Raw genomic sequence first — 12335 nt, forward strand, 5'->3', positions numbered from 1 at the left:
CGGCGGCGGGTGGCTCAGGACGCGGGCTGCGCCACCTCGCCGCCGGCGGTCTCCGCGAGGATCCGCTCGGCGACCTCCTTCATGGTCATCCGGTGGTCCATCGCGGTGCGCTGGATCCACTTGAACGCCTGCGGCTCGGTCATGCCGTACGTCGTCATCAGCGCGCCCTTGGCCCGCTCGACGGTCTTGCGGATCTCCAGCCGGTCGGTGAGGCCGGCCACCTCCGCCTCCAGCGCGGAGATCTCCGAGTACCGGGACAGCGCGATCTCCACGGCCGGCACCAGGTCGCTCTTCTGGAACGGCTTGACCAGGTACGCCATCGCACCGGCCGCCCGGGCCCGCTCGACCAGGTCACGCTGGCTGAACGCGGTCAGGATGATCACCGGGGCGAGGCGCGCGCCGGCGATCCGCTCGGCGGCGGCCAGCCCGTCCATGATCGGCATCTTGATGTCGAGGATGACCAGATCGGGCTTGAGCTCCTCGGCGAGCTTGACGGCGGTCTCTCCGTCGCCGGCCTCGCCGACCACCTCGTAGCCCTCCTCGACCAGCATCTCGGCCAGGTCCAGCCGGATCAGCGCCTCGTCCTCGGCGATCAGAACGCGCTTGCGCTCGGCATCCGTCTGCATCTCGCCCACGAGCCACTCCCACCATCGATCTCGGCACGGTCACCACCCATGCTCCCGCATGAGCCTAGTCGGGTACAGTTACCCCACCCCGCCGGGATGGTGGAACGGCATACACGGAAGTCTCAAACACTTCTGCCCGAAAGGGCTTGCGGGTTCGAATCCCGCTCCCGGCACTTTTGTCATACACCTGTTCGAGGATGCTGCTGTGCATCCTCCCGAGATGCGGGCACGAGCCCGCGCCCTTCGCGCCCGGGGTCGCAACATCCGTTCCGTGGCCCGCAGCCTCTCCCTGCCGTACACCACAGTCTGGCACTGGTGCGTCGACCGGCCTGAACCGGCGATCTTCGGCAGCGCGGTCCGGTGCTTCCGTTGTCGCCCCGACCAGGAAGGTCCGCTCGATCAGGCTGCCTACGCCTACCTGCTCGGGCTCTACCTGGGAGACGGCCATCTGGTCACCACCGACCGAACGCCGGTGCTCCGCATCTGTTGCGCGGATGCCTGGCCGAACCTGATCGACCTGTGCGACGCCGCGATGCGCGCCGTCTTGGCCAACAAGGTGCAGCGCATCCAGAAGCGAGGTTGTGTCGCCGTGCAGAGCACCGCACTTCATTGGCCCTGCCTGTTCCCCCAGCACGGGCCCGGCAAGAAGCACGAGCGCCCGATCGTCCTCGCGGACTGGCAACGCACCCTCGTCGAGGCACACCCGGGCGACTTCCTGCGCGGGCTCTTCCACTCCGACGGCTGCCGTTTCGCCAACCGGGTCGTCGTTCGCGGGAAGGCGTACGTCTATCCCCGCTACATGTTCTCCAACCGCTCCGCCGACATCATGGCTCTGTGCCAGTGGGCCCTCGACCTGCTCGGCATCGCCTGGCGGATGAACCTGCCGTGGTCCCTGTCCGTCGCGCGCCGGGAGGCGGTCGCCGCGCTGGACCGGCACGTCGGCCCGAAGTCCTGACCGGACGCCCGCACGGGCGCGCGAGCGGCGCGCGTCAGATGGACGCCAGCGCCCGCGCCAGATCGGCGCGCAGGTCCTCCGGGTCCTCCAGCCCGACCGAGACGCGCAGCAGCGCGCCGCCCGGCTTGGCGTCGCCCTCGACCGGCCGGTGCGTCAGCGACGCCGGGTGCTGGATCAGCGTGTCGACGCCGCCGAGCGAGACGGCGTGGGTGATCAGTTCGCAGGCGCCGGCGACCGTGGCGGCGGCGGGCGCGCCGCCGCGTACCTCGAAGGCGAGGAGGCTGCCGCCGCCCGACATCTGGCGGCCGACCAGCCCGGCCGGGTCGTGCCGGGACGGGTGGTGGACCCGTTCGACGGCGGGGTGGCCGGCGAGCCAGGCGGCGAGCTTCTCGGCGCCGGCCTGCTGGGCGCGGACCCGCAGCGGGAGGGTCTGGAGGCCGCGGTGCAGCAGGTACGCGCCGAGCGGGTGCAGGACTGCGCCGGTGACGGCGCGCACCTGGCGCAGCCGGGCCGCCCAGTCGGGCGCGCAGGCGACGACGCCGGCGAGGACGTCGCCGTGGCCGCCGATGCTCTTGGTGGCGCTGTGCAGGACGAGCGCGGCGCCGTGCCGGGCGGGCTGCTGAAGGACGGGCGTGGCGACGGTGTTGTCGACGAGCAGCGGGACGTCGCTGGCGGCGGTGGCGAGCGCGGCGATGTCGACGAGGTCGAGCGTCGGGTTGGCCGGGGTCTCCACCACGACCAGCGCGGTGTCGGGGCGGATCGCGGCGGCGACGTCGTCGGCGCGGGCCCAGGTGACCTCGGTGCCGAGCAGGCCGCTGGCGAGGACGTGGTCGGTGCCGCCGTAGAGCGGGCGGACGGCGACGACGTGGCGCTTGCCGTCGCGGGTGGCGGCGAGCAGGGTGGCGGTGAGCGCGGCCATGCCGCTGGCGAAGGCGACCGCCTCGGCGGTGCCTTCGAGGTGGGCGAGCGCGGTCTCGAAGCGGGCCACGGTGGGGTTCCAGAGCCGCTGGTAGACGGCGCTGCCGCCGGCCGGGAGCGGGTTGCCGGTGGCGAGCGTCTCGTAGTCGTCGCCGCCGCCGGCGACCGAGGGCAGCGGGTTGGTGGTGGAGAGGTCGATGGGCGGGACGTGGACGCCGAGCCCGGCGAGGTCGTCACGCCCGGCGTGCACGGCTGCGGTGTCCACGGCGGTCATGCCGGGAAGCGTCGAACATGACGACAGGCCAGGGCAAGGGAATCGAAGAAGATTCTGATGATCTCGCTTTCGTCCGGAGCTTGTTCGGTGGAAGATGTCGGCATGCCTCTCGCACCGAATGTTGTACGGCCGTTCTCCGCCCTCGACGACGTCGACCGCGCGATCCTCACCGAGCTGACCGCGGACGGCCGGTTGCCGAACAACGCGCTCGCCGAGCGGGTGGGGGTAGCGCCGTCGACGTGTCTGACGCGTACCCGGGCGCTGCGGGAGTGCGGGGCGATCCGCGGGTTCCACGCCGAGGTGGACCCGGCGGCGGTGGGCCTGCCGTTGCAGGCGTTGGTGTCGGTGCGGTTGACCGCGCACGAGCGGGCCGCGGTGGACGCGTTCCGGGCCCGGTCGGTGCGGCTGCCCGGGGTGGTGTCGGTGTTCCACGTGGCCGGCGCGGAGGACTACGTGCTGCACGTGCGGGCGGCGTCCGGGGACGCGCTGCGGGACTTCGTGCTCGACCATCTGGCGGTCGATCCGGCGGTGCAGCACACCCAGACCAGTCTGATCTTCGAGCAGGCCCGGGGTATGGGCTGACCCACTCGGCGGAACAATTCCGGCACCTCGCCGGTTGCACCATCGCGTGATCGACGTACCGATGTCTGTTCTTGACCTTGCCCCGGTGGCCGCGACCGGCAACGCCGGTGAGGCGCTGCGGCACACCACCGAGCTGGCCCGCCGCACCGAGGAGCTGGGCTACCGCCGGTTCTGGGTGGCCGAGCACCACAACATGCCGGCGATCGCCAGTTCGGCGCCGGCGGTGCTGCTCGCGCACCTGGCCGCGAACACCAGCACGATCCGGCTGGGCTCGGGCGGGGTGATGCTGCCCAACCACGCGCCGCTGGTGGTGGCCGAACAGTTCGGCACCCTGGAGGCGCTGCACCCGGGCCGGATCGACCTGGGCATCGGGCGGGCGCCCGGCACCGACCAGGGGACCGCGCTGGCGTTGCGCCGCACCATGGAGGGCCTGTCCGCCGAGCACTTCCCGCGCGAGCTGGCCGACCTGATGAACTACTTCAGCGGCGCCGAGCCGGGTCCGATCACCGCGACGCCGGGGCGCGGGCAGTCGCCGCAGGTGTGGCTGCTCGGGTCGAGCGGCTTCAGCGCCCAGCTCGCCGGCCTGCTCGGGTTGCCGTTCTCGTTCGCGCACCACTTCAGCGCGCAGAACACCGTTCCGGCGTTGCAGCTCTACCGGCAGCACTTCCGGCCGTCGCAGTGGCTGGACCGGCCGTACGCGATGGTGGCGGTCAACGCGGTCTGCGCGGAGACGGACGAACGGGCGGAGTGGCTGGCCGGGCCGGCCGGGCTGTCGTTCCTGAAGCTGCGGTCGGGGCGGCCGGAGCCGCTGGTCACGCCGGAGGAGGCGGCGGCCTATCCGTACTCCGCGCTGGAGCGGGAGTTCGTGGCGCAGCGTCGCGACGGTCAGGCGACCGGTTCACCGGAGACGGTGGCCCGGCAGCTCGGGACGCTGCTGGAGCGCACCGGCGCGGACGAGCTGATGCTGACCGCGATGGTCTACGACGTGGAGGACCGGGTCCGCTCGTTCGAGCTGATCGCCGAGAAGGTGGCCGGTGGCCTGCGCCGCGAAGGCTGAAACACGCTCTTCATAGCCACGTCACCGCAGCGTCGCGTGGGACGCATAGCTTTGTCCCCGGTGGTGGTACGGCATTCCCGGTCGGGACGGGTCGGGAATGCTGCGGTGTGGTGCACCGGGTCGCCGGCTGAGCGGATTCCGCGGCCGGCGACCCGGTGCCTGCCGTTTCAGCGCAGGTAGATGTTCGGCGCGGCCGGCGTGCTCATGCCGTCCCCGAGGTGGAAGCCCGGGTGCGGCGGCTGGTTGTAGGCGGTGTTCTGCCAGGCGACGGCGACCCGGTACTGCGGGTCGTGCATCAGCGTCGGCAGGCGCAGGCCGGTGGTGACCGGCGTGCTGTAGACGCGCAGCGCCGAGCTGTCGGCGGTGCGCCAGACCACCTCTTCGCGCCAGTCGCCGAGGAGGTCGGCGGAGAGCGCCGGGGTGGACTTGGTGCTGTTGTTCGACGCGACGTTGCTACCGGTGAGCAGTCGCGTCTCGCCACCGGTGCCGTATTTGTCGATCTTGGTGCCGTCGAGCAGCTCGCGGACCGGGTCGCCGTCCCACCAGATCAGGAAGTTGGCCGAGGACGGCTTGCGGCCGACGTTCTGCCCGCGCGTGTTGAGCAGGCCGTCGACAGCCGAGGACCAGGACTCGGCGCCGGGGCTGCCGGCCCAGATGTCGTCGGAGACGCCGCGACCGTTGTCGCCGTTCGGCGCGGTCTGCCAGAGGAGCTGCCCGGTACGCGCGTCGGACATCCACGAACTGGGCTTGCTGCCGTCCTCGTCGACCTTGAAGACCTCCAGGCCGGCGCGGGACGGGTCGAGGTCGCCGACGTGCAGCGCGTCGCCGTGCCCGTTGCCGGTCGAGTAGAGCAGCCGGCCGTTGTCGTCGATGGTGGCGGCCCCGTACACGATCTCCTGACGGCCGTCGTTGTCCACGTCGGCCACCGAGAGCTGGTGGTTGCCCTGACCGGCGGCGGCGCCGTTGCCGGAGGCGTTGGAGTCGAACGTCCACCGCTTGCGCAGCGTGCCGTCGCGGAAGTCCCAGGCGGCGATCACCGCGCGGGTGTAGTAGCCGCGCGCCATGATCAGCGACGGGCGCTGCCCGTCCAGGTAGGCGGTGCCGGCGAGGAACCGGTCGACCCGGTTGCCGTACGAGTCGCCCCAGGAGGAGACCGTGCCGCGCGGCGGGTCGTAGTCGACGGTGGACAGCGCCGCGCCGGTGCGCCCGTCGAACATGGTCAGGTACTCCGGGCCGGCGAGCACGTAGCCGCTGGAGTTGCGGTGGTCGGCCGAGGACGAGCCGATCACCTGGCCGGTGCCGGAGCGCGAGCCGTCGGCGGTCTTCATGGCCACCTCGGCGTCCCCGTCGCCGTCGTAGTCGTACACCTGGAACTGGGTGTAGTGGGCGCCGGCGCGGATGTTGCGCCCCAGGTCGATCCGCCACAGCCGGGCACCGGTCAGGGTGTAGGCGTCGACGTAGACGTTGCCGGTGTAGCCGGACTGGGAGTTGTCCTTGGCGTTGGACGGGTCCCACTTGAGCACGAACTCGTAGCGGCCGTCGCCGTCGAGGTCGCCCACGCTGGCGTCGTTGGCCGAGTAGCTGTACGCCTCGCCGCTCGGCGTGGTGCCGCCGGGCGGGGCCTGGATCGGCACGTCCAGGTAGCCGTTGGCGAACTGGAGCGCCGGGGCGGACGCCGCCTGCTCCGCGCCGTTCACCACGGCCCGCACGGTGTACGCGGAGCCGGCCGCCGCGCCGCCGTCCAGGTAGCTGGTGGCGCCGGTGATCGGGCTCGCGTTGACCTTGGTGGCGCCGCGGTAGAGGTTGAACGACACACCCGAGGTCTCGGTGCCGAGCAGCCGCCAGGAGACCAGGTTCCCGCTGCCGGAGCGGACGCTGACCAGCCCTCGGTCGAGCTTCTCCATCTGCTTCGCGCCGGCCGGCGGCGTGGTGGGCGGTGGGGTGGTGGGCGGCGGCGTGGTCGGGGGCGGAGTGGTCGGCGGTGGGGTGGTCGGGCCGGACGTCGTCGGCGTCGCGGTCGGGGGCGCGCCGGTGCACGTGGTGCCGTTCAGCGTGAACGTGGTGGGGGCCGGGTTGCTGGCGTTGTTCCAGGAGGCGTTGAATCCGAAGTTCGCGGTGCCACCGGTGCCGATGGCGGCGTTGTAGCCGGCGTCGCGGGCGGTGACCTGGACGCCGGACTGGCTGACCGTGGCGTTCCACGCCTGGGCGACCTGCTGACCGGCGGCGAAGCTCCAGCCGAGTGTCCAGCCGTCGACCGGGTCGCCGAGGTTGGTCACGGTGACGTCGGCGCCGAAGCCGCCGCCCCACTGGTTGGTGATCCGGTAGTCGACCCGGCAGGCGGCCGCCGCCGCCGAGGCGGTGACTGTGGTGAGCACGCCGGCTGCCAGCGTGGCCGCCGAGACCGCGGCGAGCAGGGCGAGCCGGCGTGAGGTGGTGTGGTGCACGGGGGTTGCCTTTCGCGAAGGTCGGGCACGCGGCGACGCCGGCCTGCCCGGGCCGGCGGGAGTGTGCACGTGCGCTGACGCGACGGGAACGTCGACGCATCGACGTTGATAATTAGGCTCCGCGCTCCGCCAGCGTAGCCACCACCGCGCACCCCCACAAGCACGCCGCGCCCCGACGGAACCTCGGCCATCACTCCAACCACGGAGAGTGACGTCTCGGCACCACATTTCGCGGGACGGCGATATACCACTGAGGCATAAATATGACGGAGCGGTATATCGCGCGCGAGAGCATCCACCCCGGGCCGGCGACACGCCGACGACCGCGGCGCGCCGGCCGGGATGCCGCTCGTCAGCGACGCCGGCGGCTCAGCCCTCGGCCCGGGAGGCTCAACCCCGACGCGAAAGGCTCAACCCTCGACGCGAAAGGCTCAACCCTCGACGCGGGAGGCTCAACCCTCGACGGCGGCGGCGAGCGGCCGGGGCTCCCCCGCCTCGACCGGCGGAGCCGAGGCGTCGGCCACCGCGGCCGACGGCACCGACGCCGCGGCGAGCGCCGCCTCGGCCGTGGCCCGGGCCCGGCGGGCGCGACGCAGCGCGCGTACCGCCAGCACCATGGCGGCCAGCCAGCCGGCGCCGAGCACGGCGTAGACCAGGGCCGGCACCGGGCCGCCCAGCTCGCCGGCACGCAGCAGGGTACGGGCGTTGGTCAGCACGATCACGCCGCCGATCACGGCGCCGAGCACCTGGGCGGGCACGATGCGGACCAGCCAGGCCGCGATCGGCGCGGCGATCAGGCCGCCGATCAACAGCGCGGCGACGGTGGGCAGCAGGAAGCCCTCCGAGCCGAGGCCGATCAGGAAGCCGACGCTGGCCGCGCCCGCCACCACGAACTCGGAGGTGTCCACCGAGCCGATGACCTTGCGGGGCTCCATCCGGCCGGAGACCAGCAGCGCCGGGGTGGCGACCGGACCCCAACCGCCACCGCCGGTGGCGTCGACGAAGCCGGCGACCAGCCCGAGCGGGGCCAGGAAGCGGCTACGTAGCCGGCCGGCGGCCCGGTTGGCGCGCAGCGGCCGGGAGAAGCGGATCAGCAGGTACGCGCCGAGGGTGAACAGGATGGCGGCCATCCACGGGGCGGCCGACTCGGTGGAGATGGAGCTGAGGAACGTGGCGCCGGCGAACGCGCCGATCGCGCCGGGCAGCGCGATCCGGCCGACCACCTTCCAGTCCACGTTGCCGAAGCGCCAGTGCGAGACGCCGGCGGCGAGCGTGGTGCCGATCTCGGCCAGGTGCACCGAGGCGGAGGCCGCGGCCGGCGCGACACCGGCGAAGAGCAGCAGCGTCGACGACGTCAGCCCGTACGCCATGCCGAGCGCGCCGTCGACCAGTTGCGCGAGGAGCCCGACGAGGGCGAGTACCAGTAGCTTGCGCACGAGCGCCCCCTGACTTTTCGGTATCTCCTATCAACTTGGTCGACAATGCGGCACGGAGGCACCCCGGGTCAAGTCCCCCATCCGGTTGGTGGGACACGCCGGACGGCCCCGGCCGGCACGCGGGACGGTGGTCACGGGCCGGCGGGAGGGCGGTCGAGGGCAGGCGGGACGACGTCGGCGGCGCCTCGCGGCGTGCGGCCGTCAGCTCCAGGCGCGCGGGTCGGCGGCCAGCTCGTTGACCCGGGCGGGCAACGTGCCGGCGGCCACGTCGGCGATCGTGACCAGCTCCAGAATCTCCCGCTCGCTGGCCCGCAGCGCGATCCACACGTCCTGCAACGCGCGGGCCGCGCCCTGGTAGCCCAGTTGCTCCGGGCGGTGGCCGCGGACGTGCGCCAGCGGCCCGTCGATCACCCGGATCACCTCGGCCAGGGAGATCTCCCCGGCCGGACGGGCCAGCCAGTAGCCCCCCTCGGGGCCCCGCTGGGCGTGCACGATGCCGCCCCGGCGGAGCTGGAGCAGGATGCTCTCCAGGAACTTCGGCGGGATGTCCTGCGAGCGGGCGATCTGCTCGGCGGTCACCGGCCGGCTCCGCCCGGCGGCCGTGCCCTCGGCGGCCGTGCCCTCGGCGACCGAGGCCAGCTCGGCAGCCGCACGGAGGGCATAGTCGACCCGGGCGGAGAGACGCATGCCGGCAAGGTTAGTCGCCTGTTCAGCCGCCCGGTCTCCCGACCCTCGGCCGAACGGTCACGGTTGCCGGGTCAGCCACCCACCCGGCGCAGCAGCCCCTCCTGCACGGCGCTGGCGATGTGCCGGCCGTCGGTGGTGAACATCCGGCCGGTGGCCAGGCCCCGGGCACCCGACGCGGACGGGCTCCAGCAGTCGTAGAGGAACCACTCGTCGGCGCGGAACGACCGGTGGAACCAGAGCGCGTGGTCGAGGCTCGCGCCCACCACCCCGCCCGGCCCCCACACCTCGCCGTGCACCGACAGCACCGAGTCGAGCAGCGTCAGGTCCGAGGCGTACGTCAGCGCGCAGGCGTGCAGCAGCGGATCGTCCGGCAGCTTGCCGTCGATGCGCATCCAGACCCGCTGGTGCGGCTCGGCCGGGCGGTCGCCGGGGCGTACCCAGCCGGGCTCGCCGACGTACCGGACGTCGATCGGGCGCGGGATCTGTCCCCAGATGCCCAGCCGTTCCGGGTAGCGGGACAACCGGTCGGTCATGGTGGGCACGTCGTCCGGGCCGGGCACGTCGGGTGGGAGCGGGGCGTGGTGGTCCAGCCCCTCTTCCTGCCGTTGGAACGACGCCGACATGAAGAAGATCGGCTTGTCGTGCTGGAGCGCCACCGAGCGGCGCACCGAGAAGGACCGGCCGTCGCGGACGTTCTCCACCTGGTAGTCGATCGGCTCGGCCGGGTCGCCGGGCCGCACGAAGTAACCGTGCAGGGAGTGCACGGCCCGCTCCGGGCCGACCGTGCGGCCGGCCGCCACCAGCGCCTGACCGGCGACCTGGCCTCCGTAGACCCGCTGCGGGCCCACCTGCGGGCTCATCCCGCGGAAGGCCATCTCGCCGGTCTGCGCGAGGTCCAGCACCTCCAGGAGCTGGTCGACGGCGGCCTGCCCGGTCGCCACCGGAGCGTCACTCATTGAAGGGCCCGGGCCGCCGCGGCGTCGACGAGCGAGCCGAGCTGGTGCACGCGCAGCGTGTTGGTGGAGCCGGGCGTGCCGGGCGGGCTGCCGGCCACGATCACCACGTAGTCGCCCGGGTTGGCCCGGTTCAGGCCGAGCAGCGCCTGGTCGACCTGGCGGAACATGTCGTCGGTGTGCTGCACGAACGGCATCAGGAACGTCTCCACGCCCCAGCAGAGCGCGAGCTGGTTGCGCACCTCCGGCACCGGCGTGAACGCCAGCAGCGGCAGGTCGCAGTGCAGCCGGCTGAGCCGCTTGACGGTGTCGCCGGTCTGCGAGAACGCCACCATGGCCTTGGCGCCGATGGCGCGGGCGATCGACGACGCGGCGACGGTGAGCGCGCCGCCGTGCGTACGCGGGTCGTGCTGGAGCCGGGGCACGGCGATGGAGCCGGCCTCGGTGGTGGTGACGATCTTCGCCATGGTGCTGACGGTGAGCACCGGGTACTTGCCGACGCTGGTCTCGCCGGAGAGCATCACCGCGTCCGCGCCGTCGAGCACGGCGTTGGCCACGTCGGAGGCCTCGGCGCGGGTCGGGCGGGAGTTCTCGATCATCGAGTCGAGCATCTGGGTGGCCACGATGACCGGCTTGGCGTTCTCCCGGCAGAGCTGCACGGCGCGCTTCTGCACCAGCGGGACCTGGTCCAGCGGCAGCTCCACGCCGAGGTCGCCCCGGGCGACCATGACGCCGTCGAAGGCGAGCACGATCGCCTCCAGGTGGTCGACCGCCTCCGGCTTCTCGACCTTGGCGAGCACCGGGCGACGGACGCCCTCCTCGTCCATGATCGCGTGGACGAGCTTGATGTCGTCCGGCGAGCGGACGAAGGAGAGCGCCACCAGATCGACGCCGAGGCCGAGGGCGAAGCGCAGGTCCTCGGCGTCCTTGTCGGACATGGCCGGGACGCTGACCGCCACGTTCGGCAGCGAGACGCCCTTGTTGTTGGAGACCGGGCCGCCCTCGGTGACCAGGCAGCGGATGTCGTTGCCGGTGACGTCGCTGACCTCGACCGCGACCCGGCCGTCGTCGATCAGCAGCCGGTCGCCCGGCCTCACCTCCTGCGGCAGCTTGCGGTAGGTGCAGGAGACCCGCTCCTTGGTGCCGACGATCTCGTCGCTGGTGATCACCACGGAGTCGCCGGTGCGCCACTCGTGCGGACCGTCGGCGAAGCGCCCGAGCCGGATCTTGGGGCCCTGGAGGTCGGCGAGCACGGCGACCGGCTGCCCGGCGGCCTCGGCCGCCTCCCGGACCATCCGGCAGACCGACTCGTGGTCGGCGTGACTGCCGTGGCTGAAGTTGAGCCTCGCCACGTTCATGCCGGCCTCGACGAGCCCCCGGATGCGCTCCGGGGACGAGGTGGCGGGGCCGAGAGTGCAGACAATCTTCGCGCGGCGTGTCACGCCCATCAGGCTAGTCTCTCCTCCGGGTCGGCTCACCAGCCGACCCCTTGCGGACTTGCGGAACAGTTGTCCAACGATGCGCGAACAAACGCGCGGGCGGGCGGTAGGCGTACCGCACCGGAACGTCGTGTGGCGGGCATCGGCGACCGCGCGGCGGAAATCGTACCGCCCGTCGTCACCGCCCGACGCGGGGTCCGGGCCGGCCGGCCGGCGGCAGCGCGGGCACGGCGGAGAACACCTCGTGCGGGTCGTACCGGCGCCTGGCCCGGCGCAGCCGGTCCCGGTTCGGCCCGTAGGCGGGCCGGACCCGGTCGGTCTCCTGCGGCGCGAGCGCGTTCGGGTAGCCGCCGGGCAGCGCGTACGACGCCAGCGCCGCCGCGGTGCGCGGCCCACGCCCGGTGCGGCGCCGGATTGCCGCCCGGCGTCCGGACCGCGATGATCTCGACCGGCAGGCGGTCGGCACGCAGCCCGAACGCGGTCCCGCCGGACGCCGCGGTCAGTCCCTCAGCTCTCCGCCTTGACCAGCGGGAACTCCAGCGAGCCGGCCGGGCAGAGGAAGGTCAGCACCTCTACCCGGTAGAGCCCGGCCTGCACCGCCGGGTCGGCCTCCATGACGCTGCGTACGTCGTCCACCGAACCGGTCCGGGCCAGCCCGAAGCCGATCGGCGGGTCGGGTTCCCGGGCCGGCCCGTCCACCGAGCCGTCGATCAGCACGATGCCGCGCCGCTGCAACGCCTGCATGTGCCGGAGGTGCTCGGACTGCAACCGCTGCACGGTCTCCTCCGGCAGCGCCCGGCCCGAGGGTCCGGGGTAGAGCACGATGCACTCGTAGGTGTCCAACGCGAAGTCGAGCCGGGGCGTCGCGCCCATGCGCACCTCCTGACCGCCGTCGCGTCCAGCCTCGCACGGGGCCGCGTCACCGCGGGGTCGCTCGCCGCAACTGCCCCGGGTCACCGCCGGA

12 protein-coding genes and 1 tRNA gene are annotated in these 12335 nt (G+C 72.9%); 4 read left to right on the forward strand and 9 right to left on the reverse strand.

Going from position 1 to position 12335, the window contains the following annotated elements; translation table 11 throughout:
• Positions 1–14: 14 nt before the first annotated feature.
• Positions 15–635 carry an ANTAR domain-containing response regulator gene (locus ACZ6O5_RS21960; protein WP_465979666.1) on the reverse strand — a complete coding sequence of 207 codons (621 nt, stop codon included), beginning with the start codon at positions 633–635 and terminating at the stop codon, positions 15–17.
• A gap of 81 nt (positions 636–716) precedes the next feature.
• Between ACZ6O5_RS21960 and ACZ6O5_RS21965 the strand changes: the two genes are divergently transcribed.
• Positions 717–799, forward strand: a tRNA-Leu gene (locus ACZ6O5_RS21965).
• A gap of 47 nt (positions 800–846) precedes the next feature.
• Positions 847–1581, forward strand: coding sequence for a transcriptional regulator (locus ACZ6O5_RS21970; RefSeq protein WP_465979668.1), 735 nt, complete (start codon positions 847–849; stop codon positions 1579–1581).
• A 34-nt stretch (positions 1582–1615) separates the two neighbouring features.
• Here the strand turns inward: ACZ6O5_RS21970 and ACZ6O5_RS21975 are convergent, their stop codons facing one another.
• Positions 1616–2773 (reverse strand): trans-sulfuration enzyme family protein, encoded by a 1158-nt coding sequence (locus ACZ6O5_RS21975; RefSeq protein ID WP_465979670.1) that lies wholly within the window; start codon positions 2771–2773, stop codon positions 1616–1618.
• A 102-nt stretch (positions 2774–2875) separates the two neighbouring features.
• On the opposite strand from ACZ6O5_RS21975, the gene ACZ6O5_RS21980 reads away from it, so the two are divergent.
• Together ACZ6O5_RS21980 and ACZ6O5_RS21985 are read left to right on the forward strand one after the other, a co-directional pair.
• Positions 2876–3355 carry an Lrp/AsnC family transcriptional regulator gene (locus tag ACZ6O5_RS21980; RefSeq protein ID WP_425787834.1) on the forward strand — a complete coding sequence of 160 codons (480 nt, stop codon included), beginning with the start codon at positions 2876–2878 and terminating at the stop codon, positions 3353–3355.
• A gap of 61 nt (positions 3356–3416) precedes the next feature.
• On the forward strand, positions 3417–4412 hold the full coding sequence (locus ACZ6O5_RS21985) for an LLM class flavin-dependent oxidoreductase (RefSeq protein ID WP_465979672.1): 996 nt from the start codon (positions 3417–3419) through the stop codon (positions 4410–4412).
• A 167-nt stretch (positions 4413–4579) separates the two neighbouring features.
• On the opposite strand, the gene ACZ6O5_RS21990 is transcribed toward ACZ6O5_RS21985, so the two are convergent.
• The 7 genes from ACZ6O5_RS21990 to ACZ6O5_RS22020 all read right to left on the reverse strand — a co-directional run bounded on the left by ACZ6O5_RS21990 (position 4580) and on the right by ACZ6O5_RS22020 (position 12244).
• Positions 4580–6856: a rhamnogalacturonan lyase family protein gene (locus ACZ6O5_RS21990; RefSeq protein ID WP_465979674.1), complete on the reverse strand. Its 2277-nt coding sequence runs from the start codon at positions 6854–6856 to the stop codon at positions 4580–4582.
• Between the two features lie 452 nt (positions 6857–7308).
• A complete protein-coding gene (locus tag ACZ6O5_RS21995; protein WP_465979676.1) occupies positions 7309–8292 on the reverse strand; it encodes a sulfite exporter TauE/SafE family protein in 984 nt (327 codons plus the stop codon).
• Between the two features lie 201 nt (positions 8293–8493).
• A complete protein-coding gene (locus ACZ6O5_RS22000) occupies positions 8494–8979 on the reverse strand; it encodes an RrF2 family transcriptional regulator (protein WP_465979678.1) in 486 nt (161 codons plus the stop codon).
• Between the two features lie 71 nt (positions 8980–9050).
• Positions 9051–9935, reverse strand: a complete 885-nt coding sequence (locus tag ACZ6O5_RS22005; RefSeq protein WP_281936448.1) for an acyl-CoA thioesterase — start codon at positions 9933–9935, stop codon at positions 9051–9053.
• On the reverse strand, positions 9932–11380 hold the full coding sequence (gene pyk, locus ACZ6O5_RS22010; RefSeq protein ID WP_465979680.1) for a pyruvate kinase: 1449 nt from the start codon (positions 11378–11380) through the stop codon (positions 9932–9934). The genes ACZ6O5_RS22005 and pyk overlap by 4 nt, the downstream gene beginning before the upstream one ends.
• Before the next feature lie 169 nt (positions 11381–11549).
• Positions 11550–11837, reverse strand: coding sequence for a BBE domain-containing protein (locus ACZ6O5_RS22015; RefSeq protein WP_465979682.1), 288 nt, complete (start codon positions 11835–11837; stop codon positions 11550–11552).
• A 41-nt stretch (positions 11838–11878) separates the two neighbouring features.
• Positions 11879–12244, reverse strand: coding sequence for a YciI family protein (locus tag ACZ6O5_RS22020; RefSeq protein ID WP_107157528.1), 366 nt, complete (start codon positions 12242–12244; stop codon positions 11879–11881).
• Positions 12245–12335: the final 91 nt, after the last annotated feature.

Source organism: Micromonospora sp. NPDC049201, assembly GCF_055586805.1.